Source organism: Marinoscillum sp., from assembly GCF_965229915.1.
GTDB lineage: Bacteria > Bacteroidota > Bacteroidia > Cytophagales > Cyclobacteriaceae > Marinoscillum.
Map to the genome: position 1 here is coordinate 4,616,724 of NZ_CBDDJZ010000001.1, position 22,187 is coordinate 4,638,910.

Consider the following 22,187-nt stretch of genomic DNA (forward strand, 5'->3'; position numbering starts at 1 on the left):
ATCATGAAAAAGCAACTAATTACATATTTCGTAGCATTGATGGGCATGTCTGTAGCGTGGGCACAAGTACCTGCGCCAGCACCTGCTCAGAGTCAGCCGATCGCCATTATGAATGGTACCGCTCACCTGGGCAATGGCCGGGTGATAGAAAACTCGATAGTAGCCTTTAAAGATGGTAAAATCGAACTGGTAGTCGATGCGACTAAAGTGCGAGTAGACCTGTCAGGTTATCAGCAGGTGGATGCTCAGGGTAAGCACATTTACCCGGGATTGATTCTGCCTAAAACCAATCTTGGATTGGAAGAGGTAGCCGCAGTAAGAGCAACAGTCGATGACAATGAAGTGGGAAATATCAATCCGAACGTACGGTCGGCCATTGCTTACAACACCGATTCAGAACTGATCCCGACGATGAAGTTTAACGGGATACAGATAGCTCAGATCACACCACAAGGAGGAAGAGTGGCTGGTACGAGTAGTATCATGCAACTGGATGCCTGGAACTGGGAAGATGCGCTGTACCAAGTGGATGACGGAGTGCATGTAAACTGGCCAGCATTGTCCTACGGACCAAGATGGTGGAGAGGCGAAACGGAGCGACGACCTAATGAGGATTACAAAGATCAAGTGAATGATATTCTGCAGCTGATCAAGGATACCCGATCCTACATGGAGAGCAATCCAAAGGAGAAAAACCTGAAACTCGAAGCGATGATCCCTGTGGTAGCTGGTGAGAGTCAGCTGTTTGTCAATGCCGATCAGCCGAAGGAAATCATGGAGGCTGTACAGACACTTACGGAGATGGAGATTCCGAATATCGTGTTGACAGGTGCGGCCGATGTGTGGTATGTGAAGGACCTGATCAAGGAGAAGAACATACCAGTGCTACTGACCAACGTGCACCGTGTGCCAGGTAGAAACTCCGAGGATTATGATCTGCCTTACAAACTTCCAGCCTTGTTGCACAAGGAAGGAATCCTGGTAGGGTTGACTTATGAGAATGGTATGCTTGCCAGCAACCGAAACCTACCCTTCTTTGCGGGAACGGCTGCTGCTTATGGCAACCTGGACAAAGAGGAGGCTTTGAAGCTGATTACTTCCAACACAGCGAAGATCCTAAAGATCGATGACAGGACCGGAACGCTGGAGAAAGGAAAAGATGCGAACATCGTGATCTCAGGTGGAGACATTTTGGACATGCCAAGCAATATCATTGTGGCTTCCTACATTCAGGGGAGAGAAGTAGAGCTTCATGCCATGCAGCAGCGACTGTATGAGAAGTTCAAAGAGAAGTACGAGAGCCAAATGGAGGATTAAATCCACTTGATAGCTTTATTAAGAGAAAAGGGCTGGCATTTGCTGGCCTTTTTGTTTGTGAATGGTCCGGCAACCAGCCATCAGTGTAAGCAAAATAGCCTGTGAGCTAGTCCTCGAAGGTATGTAGGTGGTTGTAGTAACTGTTCGATACTGGCGAGAGTGCCCTTGGCCAGTCACAGTTCAAACTTCCAGGGATCGAAATCCTTCATGTACTCCTGCTGTTGTATGATGAGTACTTTTTGTACCGGTTCACCGGAAGTACTAGACTGCTCCACAATGGGCATGTATCCATAGTCATAACAGAGAAAGTAGGTTTTGCCTGGCTTGCCATACAATGAACTAAAGTGGCGAAAGGAAAACCCCATGTTTTCCAGTACTTCTTTTCTGACGGTAGCCTTACCTAAAGGACATAGTGTCTTAAGTATGGTCCTATTTTTTCTTAACTGGGCATTGAGGCGCTTGATGGCTTCTTCATAGGGTCGTTTGTGCTGGTTATGGTAGGTTGCTCGGCACTGATCATCACAAAATTTCTTTCCAGCTCTTCCATGAAGCGGTTCATTGCAGTTTAAGCATCGGTTGGGACTTAACATATCTGTCTAAATATACGAATATTTACGTTTGTATACGAATGTATACGGATAGAAATATACTTAAATGCTGCTGATACCAGAGTTTTGAGCTCATGCATACAGAAGCGCACGCTTATCGGGAAGCAATGGAGCAAATGGTGCTCCGGTTGGAAATGAGGCGGTATAGTCAGAGTACCATAACTATTTATCGCTACATGTTTCGGTCCTTTCTGTCCTACCTGTATCCTAAACCCCTGCACAAGGTTAGTATGGATGATATTCATCATTACCATCATCAGTTGGTCACTACGAAGCAGGTTTCCAGGTCTTATCAGAATCAATCGATCAATGCCATTAAGTTTTATCTGGAGCAGGTGATTGGTCTGGAACGAACGACCTATGAACTCGAGAGACCCCAGAAAATCAGAAAACTGCCAGTGGTTCTTTCCCAGCAAGAGGTCAGTCGACTTTTTGAGCAAGTAACCAATATCAAACACCGCGCTTTGCTGATGACGATTTATGGATGTGGGTTGAGGATATCAGAGGTTCTGGCTTTGCAAATAGGCGATATTGATAGCCACCGGATGGAGGTGCGGGTGAGAGGAGGGAAAGGTCAGAAGGATCGGTTGACAATGCTCTCAGCGGTACTTTTGGAAACTTTGCGAAGTTATTATAAAGCCTATCGACCAAAAGCCTACCTGTTTGAAGGTCCTGGAGAGATGCCTTACTCTGCGACTAGTATACGCAAGGTTCTGGCAAGAGCAGTGAAAAAAGCAAATATTCAAAAGCCGGTTGTGGTACACACGCTCAGACATAGTTTCGCAACACATCTGCTGGAAAATGGAACCAATCTGAGATATATTCAGGAGCTGATGGGGCATGGAAGCCCTAAGACAACAGAAATCTATACGCATGTGGCACAGAGTGACTTGCATAAAGTGGTTAGTCCATTGGATAAATTAGCTGAGATCGGGTAGATTTGATAGAGTATAAGCAACATAGTGCTTATGCTGATGTTATGCGCAACCTCAGCAACCTGAATATTCATGGGTCGAAAAATTTACACAGATCATAACGGAAAGACCCGAATAGGTGAAATCGAACTTTTTCTGGAAATAGCAATTGAACAGGCTTCTTCAGCAATAAGGTTCTCGGACGAACAATCTGAGCTTCTAACATATGAACATGAGGTTTACGATCCATTTTCTAACAAGATGATAACTCTTAAAGGTTGGGGACATTTGGATCGTCTATTTTTTATTGATTCTGAACGAACTAAGAACGAAATCCAAGGAATTACTGCTCTATCAACATTTTACGAGGCACTTATAAATGAGATTGCAATAACTGAACTTGGAAGCACGTATTTCAAGAAACACTTAGATAAACTTACGCACCTCTCCAAATGGGAAATCGTATTGCAACTGGTGTACGGCCGATCTCTTGATAACTCCAAGGAATATTTTGAACACCTCAAAAAATTAGTAGAAGCAAGAAATCAACTTGTGCACTACAGAACGAAAACTCCAGAAGGTGAGAACCAGATCAACCAGCTCAAAATTTTAGTCAACGGATTGAAAAGCTTTCTGATTTTACTGGAAGACTTACGGCAACTGGACACTGAAAAGGGAATTATTAAATTTACGATTCCCACGAAATATCTCGAACGAATTGGCGAACTATAAAGCGCATAACAATCGCTAGCACGAATGCGCCAAACTGCCTCTTTGCTGGCCTCAGTGCGAACATCACCATGAATCCGCCACTGGGAAATACCAGTGCTTTCTATCTGGCACTTCTCGCAGGAGTTTTCTCTTTCTATGCGCAGTGGTTACTTGATACTTTGGAAGCACCGGCAGATTCATTAGTTTTATCAGAACTTGCCAAGCTCGGGGCGCACTCCTGCTAGCTTGGCGTTGGAGCGCATTTGGGCTTCCGAATATCTTGATGAATCATGTGGAAGAAACTATTTTGGATTTGCCTATTTCTACTTCTAATAACGAATGTCTACTGGGTTTATCAAATTTTTGATAGAGCAGTATCCAAAACCTATTTAGAACAGTCTCATGATGAACTTGAACAAGACGTTAGATTACTGAGGAGCCTCATCGAACTGAACTATAACCTTAAATCACTAACCCAGGCTCTTGACAGTGTGAATTACCATTACGAGATTATCAACGACCAAGAGGGAATTGCAATAGTATTTGGAAGTTTTGAAGTCCATTTCAACTCAGATTCGATTATCGAGAGAACCCGAAATTTTTACGAATCTGAATAAGGCTTTATACTATGCCAGACCTTGATGTTTTTGAGAGAATTGCACGAAGAAGACGAAGATTTGAACGTTTTCTTCCACTAAGTTGGGCTCTTGGCATAGCAACCCTGTATTCCTATATCAGGTGGAACGATCAAATAACGACTAGGGTAGTTTTCTTTATTTGGTTTACAGCAATTCTGATTAACCAAGCATATGTTTGGAACATTTTTGGAGGAATTAAGCGAACGAACTATAAACCAAAAACAGACAAAAGAAAGCTAATTGTCTACTCAATCCTGCTAATTGCAATACTCGAACTTTCTGATCTGATTTTACCGACAACCAACTGGTAGGAAAGGAGAAACGCGCTCCAACAAGCGCTAGCAGTTATGCGCCAAAGTGCATTCTACCGACATTTTCAGGAACTTGCCCGCTTCACTGCCCATTCTGAAACATCTCCGCTTTGTAGAGACATTTTCCTTTCTGGCCTTTGATTTTCAGAACGCATTTCTTCGTAGTTGCCGTTGTGGGGGTTGGGCAGTTTCGCTACTTTTATGCTCTTTACAAGCTGGTGGGCGCACACCTGCTAGCTTGACGTTAGATGTCACTATCTTCTGAACGCACAATCCCAACCCGAACAACTCATGAACTTAGCAGATCAGAAACTAATCGAAGCTTGGCAACTGGCAGCAGAAGATCTCGGAATTGAGATCGAAACGAACTACGTTTTGAATACTGTAGAAGGAAAAGTTAACTATCCAGTTTTTGTCAAGAACTTTGGAAGAAAGAGAGGAACTATTGTTGCAAGACATGAACTCTTTATGGACTTCTCTATGCCCAAACACAAGGATTATTACATTTCTGCTGTGAACGCTGAAACCTATTCCAACTACAACAGAGAAAATTTTATAGAGACCCTTGAAGATTGGGGATACTTCGGGCCTGACTCGAACAAACCAACCTGGTACGAAGGAAGAAATTATCAGAACAGTTAAAGACATCCATCCTGCAATGGAAATAGAGAATCCAGCTCACAAAATCTATTTGAACAAAAAACTTTGGCTTGATATCAAACCTGACAAGTTAGTTTTTGGTGGTGATTTTCTGAAGAACGGGCAACACCTTACAATTCCCTTCGGACTAAAGAGCGGTTTTATGGATTTGCATTTGACACAGAATGGGAATCATTATCCTATTTGCTACATGAGCCTTATCACTTTATTCCAAGTATTCTCGAGTCATTGGTCAAAACTAATATTGTCAGTTTTCCAGGGTCTAACAGAACTAACGCCAGAATTCTTTAAGGAGGAACAATTTGAAATTCAAATAGTCAAGGGTCTTGATAAAGTAACAGACAACAAATTTGATGAAGCTATATCCGTTGGCATAACAAACTTAAAATCGACTCCCGATAGCAAAAAGCTTAAAATTGATCAAGAAAGTGACAAATTTCAGAATTTCACTAAAGAGCTAGGAAGTAAGCAGCAGATCAAAACAATAACACCAGAAGAGCTATTTAATCTTGATGAATTCACAGCAATTGCATCAAATGATAGATCAACTTACCTTCTAACAAAAGGACAGCTAACTGGCTTTAAACCCTGTGTCTTCAATTCATTCAATCTTGACATTCACCAAGTTTTAACAGACGTTTTTGGCGGACAGATAATGACATTAGTTGAATCAAGAATGGAGGAAGGAGACAAGATTTTGAACTCTGAAAACGTGAAGGAACGATTAAGTGAAGTCCAAGAAATTGAACTCAAATTGAAAAGCGACATCTAACAGACGCTCATCCGCCATGTGTCATAGTGCTTTCTAAAAGTGCCTCGGTACTCGCCCACGAATCTGCCCATTCTGAGACTTCATCGCTCGTCTCAACTTCTGTGGTTCTGGCATTTGACTTGCGAAACGCAGTGCATCGTGGATACTGTTGTGGGGGTTGGGCAGATTCGCTACCTTTCTGCTTTCTACCAGCTCCGGACACACGGCGGATAGCTGAATTCCAGGGGTTAAACAAGGGGATGGGTATAAATTTCGTCATATATTCTACCATCCCTCACACAAGCAAAAACTCTATGAATAAGCTTATTTCTAATTGCATTGAGCACTAACATTTTGTTTTTACCAGCTTTCACTTTTCGATCATAATAATCTCTCAGCTCACCTGGACTGGATACCGATGATCTGGCTGCCATATTCAGGAGCGCTTTGATGGGTTTGTGTGCTCGATGTGAGACTTTGGTTCTTCCTTTGATGCTCTTTCCAGATTGATAAGGAAATGGCGCTACCCCGCAATGACAAGCCATTTTCCTGGGATCTGAGATGGTCTTAAATTCGTTTGTAAGTAGGATCATCGACAAGCCTACTACCATTCCCACACCTTTGACAGAAGTCACTTGTTGGTAAGTCTGTTTGAGTGCCTGATCTGTAGCTACTAGTTCTTTGATTCTAATTTCCACTTTCTTTAACTCATTGGTAATCTGCTTTAAGATAGGTCTGATATGCTGCTGATGTCCTCTTGACCAATCATCCTTGATCATTTCCAACTCTTCTTTGAGAGGGACTGATAACCTTTGTTTGGTGTCTAGAAGTCTTTTCCTCAACTTCATTAATCCTTTCAATTCTCTGATAATGGACCGAGGTGCCTCCCAGTTTTTAGCCTCTGACTGCTTTAAATAGGCATAAGTGGCTATACGTTCTGCATCTAGTGCATCATTTTTACCACGAGATAAACTATGAAATGCCTTTATTCGTCCAGCGTCTTCCACCCAAAGAAAACAACCTAACTGTTGGCAGGATATTATCACCGGATGACAATAAACACCTGTATGCTCCATGCAAACCATACACTCTGACAAGTTTATGTTTCGCTCCTTAATCAGTCGTTTAAGCCAGCGCAGAAAAGTTTTAGAAGAATTCTCGATTTGCTCTTGATAAACTATCGAGCCAGTAATCATTAAGACAATATCCAGTGTGTTTTTAGATACATCGATACCTAGGATAACAGTTTTCATCAGTATAACTTTAAAGTGGATAATAAGATCAACAGTCTTAAACACTATCAATCCCTTGACAATGGACCTTCCCGCCAGTTGGTGGGTGTTCCTAAATTCCAGATGATGCTTGTTTAAGAGTATCAGCAGAGGAGCTTATTCAGCTAATGGATCTGATCCGGGACGTTATATAGCTCGCCTCTGCTGATGTTGATTTCATTAAAGATATTATTGATACTCTTATAACGGAATACCTATTTCCTTATCTTTAAATAATCCTATAGCACTAAGCTAAAGGGTCGTTATGGGTAATATGACTTCTATGAGTAAAATAGAATTACATCAAATCGACTCTGAAGATATTGAAGATATCATAATTCGACTTGAAGAATCATTCGGAACAACCTTCCCGAACGATGCTTTTAAAGATGTCCAAACATTTGGAGAATTGATCACAGCAATTGAGAACAATCTAACTGCTGAACATTCTGAGAGTTGCACTTCTCAACAAGCGTTTTATCGAATAAGAAGAGCACTGGAACAAATGGATCTGGAACACGAAATAAAGCCAAGTTTACAACTAGCCTCAATTTTTCCAAAAAACAACAGAAGGTCTACTGTTCGAAAATTCATTGAATATCTTGAGATAGATATAAAACTCTTGGAACCCCATGGTTTTGTCCTAGCAGCTAATCTTGTTGGTTTATTAATTGGGATAATCTTATTATTTACCAACACATTTATTGGACTCGCAACAACTGCATTGGCTATTATATCTCTCAGATTGATAACCAAATATGGAACTCAGCTTCGTGTCAAGAATATTAGGGAACTCAGTGAACTACTCATGAACGAAAAATACCGTAAGACTAGGTCAACTCCAACAATTAACAGAAATGAAATCTGGAACATTGTAGCTAGCTATTTAAAGCCTTACGAACTAACGGAACTAAAGGCCGATTCCAAATTTGAGTGGGCAAAATAATACCCATAACAGACACTATCGGTTATGTGCCAAACTGCCTCTTTGCCAGCATCATCAGGACTTGCCCGCGGAAGTGAACCTTCTGAAACTTCATCGCTTTTAGATTCTTCTGTGATTCTGGAATTAGACTTTCACAACGCAATTTTTCATAGATACCGTAGTGCGTGTGGTGCATTTCCGCTATTTTAGCTGTACTTGCCAACTGCGGGCACACAAACCGATAGTTAGGCGTTACAGGGCATAATCGCACATGAGCAAATTTCTTCTCCTTTTATTCTTGCCGATTTATTGTTTCGGACAAACCTCCTTAGGTCCAAATTCAATTGGCCTTGCATATGTCGCAGGTTATGAAGGAACAGAAGGAAGCCACATCTTAATTGATCTTGCTTTTCCAAGTGCTAACCTTAGAAATAATTCAGCTGAACTGAATCGTAAAAGCTTTGAACAAACGGCCAACATCAAAATCTATAATGTGTCACGAAGCTACCTTCTCCTCGATACCACTGCAACTTTTAACTTCAAGGTGGAATTTTGGTGCGAGAACGATGGAGGAACCCAATACCGACCAACAGCTCATTTGAAAGTGGATACCTACGAACTTCTAGGTGACTACCTCATAGAATATGACCTGCAAGACTTACTTGGATTTGCTGTGATCGACTTGGATGAAGAAATTAAGCCTGTAGAATTTGAGGGGTACGAACCTAGAATAACACTGAACACTTCACCAAACTCCAATCCAAACGCAATAATCTGGACTGTTCCAGATGATGCAGAGAACTGTGACGGTGAACCTAATAACAACCTAATGATCTTCCTGAAAACGGCTAACGGCAACTTTAGAATGCGATGCTGTGGACCTTAAAACGCCCTGTAACAATATGTATTAGGCATGTGCTTAAGTGCTTTCTACAAACTGCATTGGGACTTGACCGTGAGTCTGCCGCCGAGAAAGTTTTGTGCTGTTTGGAAACTTCAGCTCGCGGGATTTTTTCACTTTTGGAACGCAGTGCTCTCTACAAACTTTGGAAGCACCGGCAGACTTCACTATTTTACAGCTATTAGCCAAGTGTGAGCACACGCCTCATACATGGACGTTACATGGCATAACTGCAATAGCGCAGATTGCGAACTCATATGAACAGACTTTTAATTCTCCTAACTTTTACAATTTTCGGTTTAACTCTGAATGCACAGAAGGTCAAGGAATCATATCACCCAAAAGTACCTTTTGAACAACGAACTGACACAACAATATCTGCTACGGACATTTCTTGGATATTCCGATCCATCTCGGACGAACACATAACTCAAGAGTATCAAGACGGAAACAAGCTTTTCAAGTACTATTATCGAGATACTGAACTGAACATTCGAACGGTCAACTTCGAATTGACATTTAACAAGATGAACTTTCAGGATTCTATTGGTTTCGAACCAGGAGTATTTACCATGAACTTCCTTGGATTTGAGGGTTTTGACGAACTAACATCTGAACTCCAATTCTTCCTAACTATCAACAAACCCGATACTGACTGGACTTACCCAATTTACTTGTATGTGAACCTGAACGGAAGCAGCCGCTTCGAACTTCCAACATTTGACGAAGATTATTGATGCGAACGTTAACAATTACATTTCTACTTATTTCATTAACTCAGCTGAAAGCTCAAAGATCCGAATTGCTAATTGGAACCTGGAATTGTTACCACAAGGAGCTTGAAGATGGCACAACCTCCGGAACAGATTTCATGGGTCAAGAATTCACCTACTCTTGTAATGACCTAACTCTTGAACTGAAAGACGATGGAACCGGAAGTGAATCACAAGGTGGACTGAAATTTGAATACGTTCTTAAGGATTCATTGCTCCAACTTGGCAATCGGGTTTACGTCATTGAACTGCTTAACAAACAAGAATTGGTTATCCGAGATTATGACCCTGAAGAAATGAAATTATCCGTTTATCGACAGAAATTTCGTAGGGAACAGGAATAGTAAACTGGAAAACAACGCCATGTAACAGGCGATATGGCGAATGGCCAAACTGCCTATCTGATACTGAAGTGCAACTCGCCCGTGAACCTGCCCCTTCTGCTAGCTTTTGTGCTTCTAGCGACTTTTTTCTTTCTGGATTTAGACTTGCAGAACGCAGTGCTTCGTAGATGCCGTTGTAGGTGTTGGGCAGTTTCACTACTTTAGAGGTATTTACAAAGGATATGGCCACTCGCCATATCTGATCGTTACACACCATCTTCTTCAGGGTGAAGAAACATAACAACAAAGTTTACTTTCAACGAAACTTTTCTTAGCTTAGCCGAGTTAACATAAATGTAAACTTGATGATTCAACGATTTGAGGTTGAACTCCTTGAACAGGCTTATGAATTCCTAAGAAAACTTGATCTCAAGCACCGGAAGAAAATTATTCAGAATATGGATCGGGCTAAATTTCATACCGATCCTAAACTGTTTAAGAAGCTTGACGGAGAGATTTGGGAATTCCGGACTTTGTACTCAGGAAAGCAATATCGCTTGCTTGCCTTCTGGGATAAGACCAAACAAACTGAGACGTTGGTTTTTGCAACTCATGGATTCGTTAAGAAAACAAGCAAGGTTGACAAAAAGGAAATTGATAAAGCTGAACGAATTAGACAGCAATACTTTAAAAATAAGGAGTTATGAAACGATATACACTTGAACAAACAAAAGACGACTTGATTGGGAAGGTCGGAACTCCTGAACGCGACCAGTATGAGGTTGAACTCAAATTGGAACTGATTGGAGACATGATCCAACAAGCCAGGAAGCAGCGTAACCTAACACAGCAACAACTCGGTGAACTTATTGGAGTGAAGAAGGCTCAGATTTCAAGGCTTGAGAACAACACAGGGAACGTAACTATCGAAACGATTCTCAAAGTATTCAACGCTCTTGAAGCGAAGGTGAATTTCAACGTTAAGATGCTGAACAATAGAATAAACGTGGCGTAAACGGTGTGTAACAATCACTAGCGGGCATGGCCACATGAGCCATTTGCAGAGTTCATCTGGCTAAACCGCTCACCTTTCCGCCTGGCATATTCCAGTGCCTTCTATCATGCCCTTCTGCTGGGTTTGGTTTCTTGTGTTTTGCAGTTTCGTTCTACATAGTTAATCGCACCGTTCAGGTTCGCTCTTTCTCCGCTATTTATTATTTTTATGGCCACTGCCCGCTAGCAGAATTCCAGGGGTTAAACAAGGGGATGGGTATAAATTTCGTCATATATTCTACCATCCCTCACACAAGCAAAAACTCTATGAATAAGCTTATTTCTAATTGCATTGAGCACTAACATTTTGTTTTTACCAGCTTTCACTTTTCGATCATAATAATCTCTCAGCTCACCTGGACTGGATACCGATGATCTGGCTGCCATATTCAGGAGCGCTTTGATGGGTTTGTGTGCTCGATGTGAGACTTTGGTTCTTCCTTTGATGCTCTTTCCAGATTGATAAGGAAATGGCGCTACCCCGCAATGACAAGCCATTTTCCTGGGATCTGAGATGGTCTTAAATTCGTTTGTAAGTAGGATCATCGACAAGCCTACTACCATTCCCACACCTTTGACAGAAGTCACTTGTTGGTAAGTCTGTTTGAGTGCCTGATCTGTAGCTACTAGTTCTTTGATTCTAATTTCCACTTTCTTTAACTCATTGGTAATCTGCTTTAAGATAGGTCTGATATGCTGCTGATGTCCTCTTGACCAATCATCCTTGATCATTTCCAACTCTTCTTTGAGAGGGACTGATAACCTTTGTTTGGTGTCTAGAAGTCTTTTCCTCAACTTCATTAATCCTTTCAATTCTCTGATAATGGACCGAGGTGCCTCCCAGTTTTTAGCCTCTGACTGCTTTAAATAGGCATAAGTGGCTATACGTTCTGCATCTAGTGCATCATTTTTACCACGAGATAAACTATGAAATGCCTTTATTCGTCCAGCGTCTTCCACCCAAAGAAAACAACCTAACTGTTGGCAGGATATTATCACCGGATGACAATAAACACCTGTATGCTCCATGCAAACCATACACTCTGACAAGTTTATGTTTCGCTCCTTAATCAGTCGTTTAAGCCAGCGCAGAAAAGTTTTAGAAGAATTCTCGATTTGCTCTTGATAAACTATCGAGCCAGTAATCATTAAGACAATATCCAGTGTGTTTTTAGATACATCGATACCTAGGATAACAGTTTTCATCAGTATAACTTTAAAGTGGATAATAAGATCAACAGTCTTAAACACTATCAATCCCTTGACAATGGACCTTCCCGCCAGTTGGTGGGTGTTCCTAAATTCCAGATGATGCTTGTTTAAGAGTATCAGCAGAGGAGCTTATTCAGCTAATGGATCTGATCCGGGACGTTATATAGCTCGCCTCTGCTGATGTTGATTTCATTAAAGATATTATTGATACTCTTATAACGGAATACCTATTTCCTTATCTTTAAATAATCCTATAGCACTAAGCTAAAGGGACGTTAGCACACATATGAGGTTCATCCTACTTTTATCTGTTATTACATTACTTAGTGCTTGTCGTTTGACCAGAACGCCCTTGAACTATCCAACTGCTGACCAACTAACTCTTGAGGAAGTAGAAGCTTTGGAACGTCAACTCAAATCTGAAGATGTAACACCGGATCACCTTATAAGCATAGGAACAGGCATCTATCCGAACACCCACAACTTTGAACTCGGAACACCGAAAACCTTTAGACTCAAAGAGAACAGAAACTTAACTCTTGAAACCGAGTATTTTTTGGACTCCTCGAACATTGTTCGGGTGATACTCTATCAGTGGGACAACACTAAAAATCCAAGCTTTTTAACTGACAAACAGAAGAATAAGAAATACCTGCTGTTTCAAGAAAAATTTGATCAACTAGCTAGCAGGGTAACAACTGAATTTGGAGAACCAACTGAGAAGGATATTCAGTCCACTAATAATCCTGAGAACTTTCGTGACGGAATAAAGTGGCTTTACGGAACGAAGAACGCTTACCTGTTCATGTTTGGGAACAACTCTAACGGATACAGGCAGATCAGGCTTGCGATTTATGGCGAATAAACGTGTGCTAACAATCGCTGATCGGGCATATGTCTCCCGAGGATTCGGGAGTGTCTTCTGGCTGGTTTCAGTGCAAACTTCTCCGCGCCGCGTAGGCCATGAATCAGCCGCTGAGGAAACTGCAGTGCTTTTCCCGAAGTGATGCCTTCGGCACTACCAACTTCAGCTCTCAAATTCCTACTTCGGCAGATTTACCTACTTTGATTTCCGCATAATTCTAGTGTTACCCTACCAGCTGGCAACTCTTATCGACTTCCTAATGAAAAAAATCAACAATAAATTATAAGAAACCGATTGGTTGCGTGTATATTAGCAACCGAATAGTTTCCTATTGTGTGATATCATATAGGTAGTTGTTTTGAACCTAAAACATGAAAAATGCGTCGAGATATCTTTCAAGCAATTGCAGACCCTACTAGACGAGCTATTATCGCTTTGATTGCGATCCATGCGATGACACCCAATGCCCTCGCTGAGAACTTCAATATTACAAGGCAAGGAATATCCAAGCATCTGCGAATCCTAACAGAATGCGATCTGGTAAGGCAAGAGCAGCAGGGCCGGGAAATTTACTATTCGCTGGAAATTGAACGAATGAAAGAGGTTGACCTATGGCTTGAGCAGTTCAGGAAAATATGGGAAACCAAGTTCAACCATTTGGATAGTATTCTTGAAAACATGAAAAAAAATAACAAATGAACCACTTATTATTTGACTTCACCGTGGACAAAGCATCTAAAACGGTATCTATTATTAGAGAATTTGATGCAGACCTCCATTTAGTTTGGGACGCCTTTACCAAGAAAGAAATTTTGGATCAATGGTGGGCACCTAAGCCTTTCCAGTCAAAAACACTAGCGATGGATTTCAAAGTTGGTGGGCGGAGATTTTATGCCATGATAAATCAGGAAGGGGAAGAAATAGGTTGGCAGATTCAAGATTACACTTCCATAAATCCAAAAACCAACTTTAAATTTTTCAACGCATTTGCCGATAAAGATCAAAACCCTGATTTGCCAGGATCAAATTGGGATTTGAGTTTCAGCGAACGTAATGGATTGACCAAAGTATGCATCACGATCTATAACGACTCCCTTGAGCGTATGGAAAGGATGATAGAAATGGGATTCAAGGAAGGTTTTACTGCGACATTAAATGGATTGGAATTACTGCTGCTACAATTAAAGAAGTAAAAAATGAAAGGGAAAATGAATATCATCCGAGCTATAACAATACTATCTTTTCTGATACTGATAGCTTGTTCGAAGAATAAAAACTCCATAACAATGGCGGATACAAATCAAAAGATAACTCCTTGCCTTTGGGTAGAGACCACAGACGCAAAAGCCGTGGCAGACTATTACCTGTCGATTTTTAAAGATGGCGTATTAAAAGAGTACCACCAATATACGAATCCACCAGAAGCAGGTGGGGGTAACTTTGAAACAGCAATTATAGAAATAGCTGGTATGGAATTAAGTATCCTGGCAGCTGGGCCATATTTCAAATTCAATGAGTCAGTCTCTTTTGTTATTAACACCAAAGACCAGGCGGAAACTGATTATTACTGGGAAGCGCTTACTTCGAATGGTGGAGAAGAAAGTCAGTGTGGTTGGTGTAAAGACAAATATGGTCTATCATGGCAGGTGGTACCAGTTGAGTATTTTGACCTGATCAACAGTGATGATCCTGAAGTCAGGGACAAGGCAATGAAAAATACCATGACGCAAAAGAAGATAGTCCTTTCAGAACTTAAATGAATCTGTAATCTGATTACCTGAGAGAGCTTCAGATATGAAAAAGACATGATAGCAAAGGAATATGTGAACGATCACCTGGTCTCTTCCTTAAAGTAGTTTCATCGCCTACTGCTCCAACTTCACCACCGTTCCATTGGAGTCGTCCTGCCACTTGTACAGTCCGGATAGATGATCGGAGTTCATCGTGAGTGCGTTACTGTAATGCATCAGGCCCAGCTGATCGCGCCCTCGATAGTACACCAGTTGCTTTTGACCGGTATCCAGTGCATATTCATACTTAAATGGAGACCTGGCTTTGATGATGAACTTCACTGAATCCTGCTTGGGACTAATGATCGAATATCCACCATCAAAATCCGATATGGCTTCAGGAAGTTTCTTTAGCCTGTTCACTTCATAGTAGATTGTATCTCCGGGGTTTTCTACTTGCTGGTAAATCAGCTTACCCGTTTGAGTGTTCCTATAGAATTTGCCATAGTCTGGATTAGGTGTCGTATAGCAGATGATGTTGTCATAGCTACACGATTCATTTTTATACAGTACCTCATCAAATCCCTGCCATTTGATTCGGGCATCTGATGTGCTGGACTGCACGTTGAGTAGGTACTTATCTGCCACTATATAGCGGCCAGTGAAAGATCCCGAATCCTGACCAAGTGTATCTCTTAGCAATTGACTGATAGAGGAGGTTTTAGGTAAGTATTCTTCAGCTTTTTGGGTCTTTTTGTACTGCTCAGGTACTTTGACTTTGGAGTCTTTCACCACTTTTTTGCTGTTGGAGTTGCAGCTGAATAATACGATGGCGGCACTCAGGTATAAAAAATGGAGTTTCATGATTAGCGGTATTGATCTATACCTTCACTAAACATCAAACTCCATTAAATGTTATAAATATCTAAATTAATATTAGATTAATACAATATTATTGATACATGAAGCCGAGAGTTGCTGCAAGCATTGACTTAACCCCCGTGATCATCCCTGCATCATCCACATAGAAATCAGGCGTGTGGTGTGGCGCAGCTTCTGCTGGATCGGTTCCTTCCGGGCATCCACCTACAAAGAAGAAAAATGCAGGTACTTCATTAGCATAAAAGGAAAAATCCTCAGCTCCGGTCATGGCTTTTCTTATCGACACATTTTCTGAGCCAATGGCTTTAGTTATAAATGGAACCAGTGTAGCTGTAAGCTCCGGATCATTGTAAGTCACTGGTACATGATTTTCAATTTCCAGTTCTACGGTAGCACCCATGGCTTCACCAATATTGGTGGCCACTCTTCGGAAATCATCATGCAATTTTTTCTGCATGTCAGGATCCAGCGTACGGATCGTTCCGATCATTTCTACCTCTTCAGGAATGATGTTGTTTCGTACACCGCCACGGATCAACCCTACAGATAATACTGCAGCTTCTTTGGTCAATTCGGTATTACGGCTGATGACCGTTTGCATGCCCGTGATGATCTGTCCGGCCGTGGCAATTGGGTCTACACTCGTCCACGGAGTAGAACCATGCGATTGCTTGCCTTTGATTTTCATCACCCACCTGTCTGCTGCAGCCATGGTGCCACCCGACTTGTAGTTGATCGTGCCCACTTGGGATTGGGCATTGATGTGCAAACCAATCATCACATCGATATCCGGATTTTTCATCACACCTTCTTTCACCATCAGCTTGGCACCACCTTCTTCACCAGGAGGAGGTCCTTCTTCCGCAGGTTGGAAGACGAACTTCACCGTGCCGCGCAGGTCGGCTTTCATTTTGGATAATACTTCGGCTGTAGCCATCAATATGGAGATGTGCGTATCATGACCACAGGCATGCATTACTCCGGTCTCAATGCCATTGTACTGAGAGGTGACTTTAGAGGCCCACGGAAGTTCCACTCGTTCGGTTACTGGCAAAGCATCAATATCGGCTCTCAGTCCTACGACTGGTCCCGGTTTGCCACCTTTCAGTATTCCGACTACTCCCGTTTTGGCCACTCCTGTTTGCACCTCTAGTCCAAGGCCTTTTAAATGTGCGGCAATTTTTTCTGCGGTTTTAAATTCTCTGTTGGATAATTCAGGGTTTTGGTGGATTTCATGGCGCCATTCGATCATTTTTGATTCTATATCTTCAGCTAGTTGATATGCCTTCTGAGACACCTTGGCAGGTTGAGCAATAGCTACCAGTGATAGCATCAAAGTGGCGAAGCTCAATAGGTATTTATTCATCTTCAATGTGTTTTTCATGTCCTCTAAAATACCAGTAAAACGCATAAATCGGAAGCCATTTATTGGATCATATAACCATTCATAATTATAGAATTGAAATGGTTCTGAATGTGGCCATTAATCTTTGGAATAGAAAAAAGGAAAACTTGCATTCCAAGAACCATAACCGCTAAACTCGTCACCGATTTTGCTTTCATCTAGCTTAAAAAGTATGAGATGCTCGCCAGGACTAAGTCGGCTAATATCCACAAACAACAGGTACCCGTACTCCTTCTCTTGTTTGAATGTGTTACGAATTGCTTTGATACCGTATGCTTGATGATCAATGTAAAACTTCAAAGCATCTTTTCTGAAAATCTCATCATGAAGCCATCCACTCCGAATAAATATTTGCAACATGCTTTTATCCTGTAAATAGGAGTCAATGCTGATGTCATAGACAGAGTATGGTTCCCTTCGGTCATCGTAGTATTTATTTTCAAAAAGCTCATACTGATGGTCTGGAGTTAACAGTGGAGGTCTTCTTTGCATCTCCCAAACATTGAAAAAACCTAGGGTAACGGATAAGACGGTGAAGCAAACAAAACCTACAATAAGTTTCATCTTGTGTACATGCTGAATGAGGTAATAATAAATGTCACGATAAAGGAAAGACAAGGAAATCCAATAGAGTGGTATCAATAATGGTATCAGAAAAAGTCCAATTTTGCTTTTTTTAAGCCAGCCCAAGCTTACGAAATCAACTAAAAGTACTGAGAGAATTAAAAATGTTAAGCTTTCATCTAATCCGATGAATGGTAGAATCAATAGCAGTAAAGTAGTAGCAACCGATGCTCCTAACGAGATGAGCATCAGAAAGAATGTAATGGAAAAGATGAGACTGGATATTCTTCCAAGGTGAGTTGCTTTTTGGTGGATATCAGTATCGGAAACACGTCTCAAATAATAGGGTTTGAATCTTGTTTGTGTTGAATCATATGGTTTGTTGATAGCACTGGCAAGACCCATGTAAACAATCCAAAGGCCTCGAGTGATCAAATGCAAAACAAAGCCTATTGTTAAGGATGCAAGAGTTGCTGATAAAAAAGTGAAGGCAACCATTAGCCCTGGGATTCTGAAGGGAGAAAGCCAGTTGTACCATTCAACTAGTATTGGTTCTACATTCAGAAGCGTAAGAATTAACCCTCCGGAGACAAATAATTCAGGTTCCCAGCTAATCAATTGCCATTTTTTAAACGTAGCTTCCTTGCGCATGTATCCTCTTTATTGACTAAAAGTTAGGGAAAAATGTAGATAAAGTCTACCGACAACTCGTACTGAGTTGGAATCAATTGCACACATTTTTGTACCTTTAACGGAGGGCAAAATGTATCATGAAGGAGTTTTTCAAAGACCTTTTTTCCTATCATCACCATTACAATCAGGAATTGTTAGTAATCCTAATGGAAAATGAGACAGTCCTCAGTGAGCGTACCATACCATTGTACTCGCACATCATCAATGCACATCAGATCTGGAATTCCAGGATCATTGGTGGTGATTCTTTTGGAGTGAATGACGTACATAGTCTCTCGGAGTGTGCCGTTCACGACCAGACCAATTACCTAAACTCACTCAAAATACTGGAAAGCCGCTCACTCGAGGATCATCAGACGTATTTCAATTCCAGGGGAGATCAGTTTGAAAATTCCATCCGTGATATGCTCTTTCAGGTTATTAATCACACCACACATCATCGGGGCCAGATTATTTCTGATTTGCGTCGGAGCGGCATTGCTCCACCAATAACTGACTATATTTGGTTCAAAAGGAAGCAATGAAAATCAGAAGGGCGACTAGAGAGGATGTAATGTTCATTGTGGAAATGCTGGCGGACGATGAGCTGGGCAGTCAACGTGAACACTACACAGATCCATTACCCCATGCTTATTATGACGCTTTTGAGTCGATTGATAAAGATCCTTTACAGGAGCTGATGGTGGTAGAAATTGATGGGAGAGTTGTAGGGACATTCCAACTGTCCTTTATTCACTATTTGACCTACCAGGGAGGTATGCGGGCCCAGATAGAAGCCGTAAGAATCCATAAAGATCACCGAGGCACAGGTGTGGGAACCAACGTATTTGAATGGGCTATCGAACGCGCCAGATCCAGAGGTGCTCATGTATTACAGCTCACCACGGATAAAAAACGACCCGATGCACTTCGGTTTTACGAAGCATTGGGTTTTCGAGCCACTCATGAAGGGATGAAACTCCACTTTTAATTAGATTAGCCGATGCTCAAGCGGCTTTTACACTCGATCAGGTTGCGTCTGTTCGCTTGCCTTTTATTCTTCGGGAGAAAACTCACACTTTTAAGCCCAATCAAACAATCAGCAATAAATGTCTTACATCAAACGATCCCTCTTGTTACTGACTGTATGCGCTCTCAGTTCGTGTAATCTATTTGATAATGAAAAGGTGGAGGAGCCCGACTTGGCCTCTGAGGTAGCGGGTACCTACCTGGTCACTTATGAAAGTAAGGACTACACGGCCAGTGACGTCTTGGTGGAAATAACGAAGACCTACAACGATGAAGTTAGGATTAGTCCTCCTGAGCCCTCTGATCATGCGACATTTAAGGCATCTGTGACCAGATCATCAGGAGATAATCTTGGACTTGGCGTCAAAGATCAGTTCTCAGAGGACTTAATCATTTATGGTAAAAGCTCCAGTGGATTGGACGGGAGGTATAAACCGGAAGATCAATCTCTGGTGTACACAGTCATTTACGAATACGCTGGCGTTCAAGATACAGCTGTGGTAGCTGGTGTCCGCCAATGACGGGTGTTTCCCAATCCAATATCCTGCGGAGACGTGATTTTACTCCTTAACTAACTCTTTATAGTGCTTTTTGAGATAGTTTTCAATGGATTCATAGTAGTCATCCAGCTCCATCTCATCTAGGTCTATGGTCACCGTATCGGATGCTTTGAATGATACGATCAATTTGGAGAGGTGTCCTTTATCGTCATTGACGATTTCAATTTTAGTAATATCGCTGAGCGGATATTTACCCTCCAGTTCATTGTTTTTGTACTCTAGATAGCTATCAGTGAGCGTCAAAAAGTCGTTATAGTTGTTGATGCCAGAGACTAATTTTCCGATGACAGGTAACACCATGGTGACAGCAGCCCACCCAAAAAACCTAAAGGTGTTCACTTCGAAATTGAGATAGAGAAAGACGACTATGATTGGAATAATCAGGTATATTAATCCTTGTATTTTGAGTTTTGTCCGGTGATTTCGAAAGATCAAGCCGTCATCATGAGGTTTGATGGTGACAGGGAATAAGATTTCCTCCCAAAGGATCAAAACCATCACCAGCACGGCGGTGCTTACTAAAAACTCTCCCACGTAGATGTTGAGAATTCCGGAAAGGTTTGGTTGTTTTTTTTCGAAAAGCTGGCCGGATAAGAAAAAAACCGTGGCAAATATGATGATGAGCACACCAACGCTGAAGTCCTTTGGATAGGTCTTACGAATAGTCTTAGACATGTTTCTAGTTTAAATTATATTGCCAATAAGACACTTTCCAACGGACCGGAAAATTACGTTATTCTTGGTGTTAAATGAAAGGAGATGCATTCATTTTACTACAATATTTATTAGGGCGTAGAGTGAACTTACCTTACTAATATCCTGCTACTATGGGTGTGGCCTGCTGATTCGATAATGATAAAATAAGCTCCTTTTGGTAGGTCATCAGCATTGTATGCTAGCGAGTAAGAACCGGCACTGTAAGACTTGTTAGTTAGCTGCATGACCGATCTGCCCACCAGATCCTGGAGGTATATGTTTACTATCTCTGTGCTGGGAGTGGAAAAACTGATCTGCAATGGCCCGCTTGTGGGATTTGGATAAACAGCTTCCAGATGGAGTCCATCATGACTGGGCTGAGCAGCTTCCAGGGGGACAACAGTTTTGTCAATGACTTCCAACATCTTTTCTGCATATCGTTTACCCAGTTCACGATAACCTGCCGAATTAAAATGTATGTTATCATCCTGATCAGAACAGCCACTCGAAGAAATCACATAGGAGTTGTCGAGCACATCAGGCAGTTGGTTGATGATTGTATTCATACCGGCAAGCAGTCCATCTTGATCTTCATGTACCATTTCTCCGGCAAGTAGGGGAGTTTTAGTGGGGTCAAGCTGCAGATCTGTTACCATGTCTTCATAGATCTTTTTGACTTTATCTGGCCACTGGTTATCGGAGTTGTTGGACTCACCCTGGTGCAACAGAATGCCTTTGATAATACCATCTTTTTGTGCTTCTTTGGCCAGGTCTATCAGGTATTGATACGGGTTTCTTCCATAGTCATTGATGGCGTTTTGAAACCACTCCTCCGTATACGTGTTGGTGTAATTCTCATAGATATCTTTGTCAAATAGTTCAATCCTGCACCCTCCAACGGATACGTTGATTACACCCACACGTACTTGCTCAGGTAGATTCTCTACCATTGTTCTGCCGAAATAATCAGCTGGAGAAAGCCTCGTCCAGCATCGGGTAAGGGGAGGGATGGCGGGATACCAGTTTCCTTTCTCGCGGCTGAGGTTGGAGCAGTCTAGTGCTTGATAGACCTGAAACCGCTCGTTCACCGTACGGTCTACGGATTCAATAGTGCCCTGGCCTTCCATGTTGGACTGTCCAAAACACAAAAACAGGTAGAAGTTTGGGTCCTGGGCGTGCGTGCTCTGGGTGACTGAAAGGCAAACAACTGCGAAAAAGAGTTTGATGATATGACGTTGCATATAGATTGATCGGATGTGTTGAGATAGAAAACTACTCTATCTGCAGATCAGTAAGGGATAAGTTTTGTCATATAGTTTGGAAAGCGAACAAATCATGCCTAAGTCATGCACATAAAAAACATAGCCCCGCTCAACTGATGCTTCGCGGGGCTATTCTCTGGACGGGTAGCTTTCT

Annotated in this window: 28 protein-coding genes; 18 read left to right on the plus strand and 10 right to left on the minus strand. The window is 41.7% G+C overall.

Features of this window, described 5'->3' with window-relative positions:
* Window positions 1-3: 3 nt before the first annotated feature.
* Window positions 4-1,317 carry an amidohydrolase family protein gene (locus tag ACO067_RS19690; protein ID WP_421877334.1) on the plus strand — a complete coding sequence of 438 codons (1,314 nt, stop codon included), beginning with the start codon at window positions 4-6 and terminating at the stop codon, window positions 1,315-1,317.
* Between the two features lie 173 nt (window positions 1,318-1,490).
* Here the strand turns inward: ACO067_RS19690 and ACO067_RS19695 are convergent, their stop codons facing one another.
* Window positions 1,491-1,907, minus strand: coding sequence for a hypothetical protein (locus ACO067_RS19695; protein WP_421877336.1), 417 nt, complete (start codon window positions 1,905-1,907; stop codon window positions 1,491-1,493).
* Between the two features lie 92 nt (window positions 1,908-1,999).
* On the opposite strand from ACO067_RS19695, the gene ACO067_RS19700 reads away from it, so the two are divergent.
* The 4 genes from ACO067_RS19700 to ACO067_RS19715 all read left to right on the plus strand — a co-directional run bounded on the left by ACO067_RS19700 (window position 2,000) and on the right by ACO067_RS19715 (window position 5,931).
* Window positions 2,000-2,863: a tyrosine-type recombinase/integrase gene (locus ACO067_RS19700; protein ID WP_421877338.1), complete on the plus strand. Its 864-nt coding sequence runs from the start codon at window positions 2,000-2,002 to the stop codon at window positions 2,861-2,863.
* A 69-nt stretch (window positions 2,864-2,932) separates the two neighbouring features.
* Complete coding sequence (locus ACO067_RS19705) at window positions 2,933-3,571, plus strand: hypothetical protein (protein WP_421877341.1); 639 nt, start codon at window positions 2,933-2,935, stop codon at window positions 3,569-3,571.
* Between the two features lie 1,219 nt (window positions 3,572-4,790).
* Window positions 4,791-5,141: a hypothetical protein gene (locus tag ACO067_RS19710; RefSeq protein WP_421877344.1), complete on the plus strand. Its 351-nt coding sequence runs from the start codon at window positions 4,791-4,793 to the stop codon at window positions 5,139-5,141.
* A gap of 16 nt (window positions 5,142-5,157) precedes the next feature.
* Window positions 5,158-5,931, plus strand: a complete 774-nt coding sequence (locus ACO067_RS19715; RefSeq protein ID WP_421877346.1) for a hypothetical protein — start codon at window positions 5,158-5,160, stop codon at window positions 5,929-5,931.
* A gap of 7 nt (window positions 5,932-5,938) precedes the next feature.
* On the opposite strand, the gene ACO067_RS19720 is transcribed toward ACO067_RS19715, so the two are convergent.
* A complete protein-coding gene (locus ACO067_RS19720) occupies window positions 5,939-6,190 on the minus strand; it encodes a hypothetical protein (protein ID WP_421877348.1) in 252 nt (83 codons plus the stop codon).
* Entirely contained in the window at window positions 6,159-7,163 is a 1,005-nt protein-coding gene (locus tag ACO067_RS19725; RefSeq protein WP_421877351.1) for an IS110 family transposase, read from the minus strand. Before ACO067_RS19725 ends, ACO067_RS19720 begins: the two co-directional genes overlap by 32 nt.
* Window positions 7,164-7,464: 301 nt before the next feature.
* Between ACO067_RS19725 and ACO067_RS19730 the strand changes: the two genes are divergently transcribed.
* From ACO067_RS19730 to ACO067_RS19755, 6 genes are all read left to right on the plus strand, one after another.
* The gene (locus ACO067_RS19730) at window positions 7,465-8,127 is read left to right on the plus strand and encodes an acyl carrier protein (RefSeq protein WP_421877354.1); all 663 of its coding nucleotides are present in this window, start codon (window positions 7,465-7,467) and stop codon (window positions 8,125-8,127) included.
* A gap of 250 nt (window positions 8,128-8,377) precedes the next feature.
* Window positions 8,378-8,992 carry a hypothetical protein gene (locus tag ACO067_RS19735; protein ID WP_421877356.1) on the plus strand — a complete coding sequence of 205 codons (615 nt, stop codon included), beginning with the start codon at window positions 8,378-8,380 and terminating at the stop codon, window positions 8,990-8,992.
* Window positions 8,993-9,264: 272 nt separating this feature from the next.
* A complete protein-coding gene (locus tag ACO067_RS19740) occupies window positions 9,265-9,744 on the plus strand; it encodes a hypothetical protein (protein ID WP_421877359.1) in 480 nt (159 codons plus the stop codon).
* Window positions 9,744-10,124 (plus strand): hypothetical protein, encoded by a 381-nt coding sequence (locus tag ACO067_RS19745; protein WP_421877361.1) that lies wholly within the window; start codon window positions 9,744-9,746, stop codon window positions 10,122-10,124. Before ACO067_RS19740 ends, ACO067_RS19745 begins: the two co-directional genes overlap by 1 nt.
* Before the next feature lie 344 nt (window positions 10,125-10,468).
* Complete coding sequence (locus tag ACO067_RS19750; RefSeq protein WP_421877363.1) at window positions 10,469-10,810, plus strand: type II toxin-antitoxin system RelE/ParE family toxin; 342 nt, start codon at window positions 10,469-10,471, stop codon at window positions 10,808-10,810.
* A complete protein-coding gene (locus ACO067_RS19755; RefSeq protein ID WP_421877365.1) occupies window positions 10,807-11,118 on the plus strand; it encodes a helix-turn-helix domain-containing protein in 312 nt (103 codons plus the stop codon). Before ACO067_RS19750 ends, ACO067_RS19755 begins: the two co-directional genes overlap by 4 nt.
* 239 nt (window positions 11,119-11,357) lie before the next feature.
* On the opposite strand, the gene ACO067_RS19760 is transcribed toward ACO067_RS19755, so the two are convergent.
* Window positions 11,358-12,362 (minus strand): IS110 family transposase, encoded by a 1,005-nt coding sequence (locus ACO067_RS19760; protein ID WP_421877351.1) that lies wholly within the window; start codon window positions 12,360-12,362, stop codon window positions 11,358-11,360.
* 358 nt (window positions 12,363-12,720) lie between these two features.
* On the opposite strand from ACO067_RS19760, the gene ACO067_RS19765 reads away from it, so the two are divergent.
* Window positions 12,721-13,233 (plus strand): hypothetical protein, encoded by a 513-nt coding sequence (locus tag ACO067_RS19765; protein ID WP_421877367.1) that lies wholly within the window; start codon window positions 12,721-12,723, stop codon window positions 13,231-13,233.
* Here ACO067_RS19765 and ACO067_RS19770 read toward each other — a convergent pair.
* A complete protein-coding gene (locus ACO067_RS19770) occupies window positions 13,221-13,406 on the minus strand; it encodes a hypothetical protein (protein WP_421877370.1) in 186 nt (61 codons plus the stop codon). The two genes, ACO067_RS19765 and ACO067_RS19770, sit on opposite strands and share 13 nt — an antisense overlap.
* A 205-nt stretch (window positions 13,407-13,611) precedes the next feature.
* Between ACO067_RS19770 and ACO067_RS19775 the strand changes: the two genes are divergently transcribed.
* The 3 genes from ACO067_RS19775 (at window position 13,612) to ACO067_RS19785 (ending at window position 14,993) form a co-directional block, all read left to right on the plus strand.
* A complete protein-coding gene (locus ACO067_RS19775; RefSeq protein ID WP_421877373.1) occupies window positions 13,612-13,932 on the plus strand; it encodes an ArsR/SmtB family transcription factor in 321 nt (106 codons plus the stop codon).
* Window positions 13,933-13,955: 23 nt separating this feature from the next.
* Window positions 13,956-14,426 (plus strand): SRPBCC family protein, encoded by a 471-nt coding sequence (locus tag ACO067_RS19780; RefSeq protein WP_421877377.1) that lies wholly within the window; start codon window positions 13,956-13,958, stop codon window positions 14,424-14,426.
* A gap of 93 nt (window positions 14,427-14,519) precedes the next feature.
* The gene (locus tag ACO067_RS19785) at window positions 14,520-14,993 is read left to right on the plus strand and encodes a VOC family protein (protein ID WP_421877379.1); all 474 of its coding nucleotides are present in this window, start codon (window positions 14,520-14,522) and stop codon (window positions 14,991-14,993) included.
* A 105-nt stretch (window positions 14,994-15,098) separates the two neighbouring features.
* Here ACO067_RS19785 and ACO067_RS19790 read toward each other — a convergent pair whose 3' ends face one another.
* From ACO067_RS19790 to ACO067_RS19800, 3 genes are all read right to left on the minus strand, one after another.
* The gene (locus ACO067_RS19790; RefSeq protein WP_421877382.1) at window positions 15,099-15,827 is read right to left on the minus strand and encodes a hypothetical protein; all 729 of its coding nucleotides are present in this window, start codon (window positions 15,825-15,827) and stop codon (window positions 15,099-15,101) included.
* Window positions 15,828-15,915: 88 nt separating this feature from the next.
* Window positions 15,916-17,211 (minus strand): amidohydrolase, encoded by a 1,296-nt coding sequence (locus ACO067_RS19795; protein WP_421877385.1) that lies wholly within the window; start codon window positions 17,209-17,211, stop codon window positions 15,916-15,918.
* Between the two features lie 117 nt (window positions 17,212-17,328).
* Window positions 17,329-18,465: a hypothetical protein gene (locus ACO067_RS19800; protein WP_421877387.1), complete on the minus strand. Its 1,137-nt coding sequence runs from the start codon at window positions 18,463-18,465 to the stop codon at window positions 17,329-17,331.
* A gap of 119 nt (window positions 18,466-18,584) precedes the next feature.
* Here ACO067_RS19800 and ACO067_RS19805 point away from each other — a divergent pair, with 119 nt between their 5' ends.
* The 3 genes from ACO067_RS19805 to ACO067_RS19815 all read left to right on the plus strand — a co-directional run bounded on the left by ACO067_RS19805 (window position 18,585) and on the right by ACO067_RS19815 (window position 20,036).
* Window positions 18,585-19,031, plus strand: coding sequence for a DinB family protein (locus tag ACO067_RS19805; RefSeq protein ID WP_421877389.1), 447 nt, complete (start codon window positions 18,585-18,587; stop codon window positions 19,029-19,031).
* Entirely contained in the window at window positions 19,028-19,477 is a 450-nt protein-coding gene (locus ACO067_RS19810; RefSeq protein WP_421877391.1) for a GNAT family N-acetyltransferase, read from the plus strand. Before ACO067_RS19805 ends, ACO067_RS19810 begins: the two co-directional genes overlap by 4 nt.
* A 118-nt stretch (window positions 19,478-19,595) precedes the next feature.
* Window positions 19,596-20,036: a hypothetical protein gene (locus ACO067_RS19815; RefSeq protein ID WP_421877393.1), complete on the plus strand. Its 441-nt coding sequence runs from the start codon at window positions 19,596-19,598 to the stop codon at window positions 20,034-20,036.
* Between the two features lie 39 nt (window positions 20,037-20,075).
* Here ACO067_RS19815 and ACO067_RS19820 read toward each other — a convergent pair whose 3' ends face one another.
* Both ACO067_RS19820 and ACO067_RS19825 read right to left on the minus strand, forming a co-directional pair.
* A complete protein-coding gene (locus ACO067_RS19820) occupies window positions 20,076-20,750 on the minus strand; it encodes a heavy metal transporter (protein WP_421877396.1) in 675 nt (224 codons plus the stop codon).
* A 128-nt stretch (window positions 20,751-20,878) separates the two neighbouring features.
* Window positions 20,879-22,012: a sialate O-acetylesterase gene (locus ACO067_RS19825; protein WP_421877398.1), complete on the minus strand. Its 1,134-nt coding sequence runs from the start codon at window positions 22,010-22,012 to the stop codon at window positions 20,879-20,881.
* Window positions 22,013-22,187: the final 175 nt, after the last annotated feature.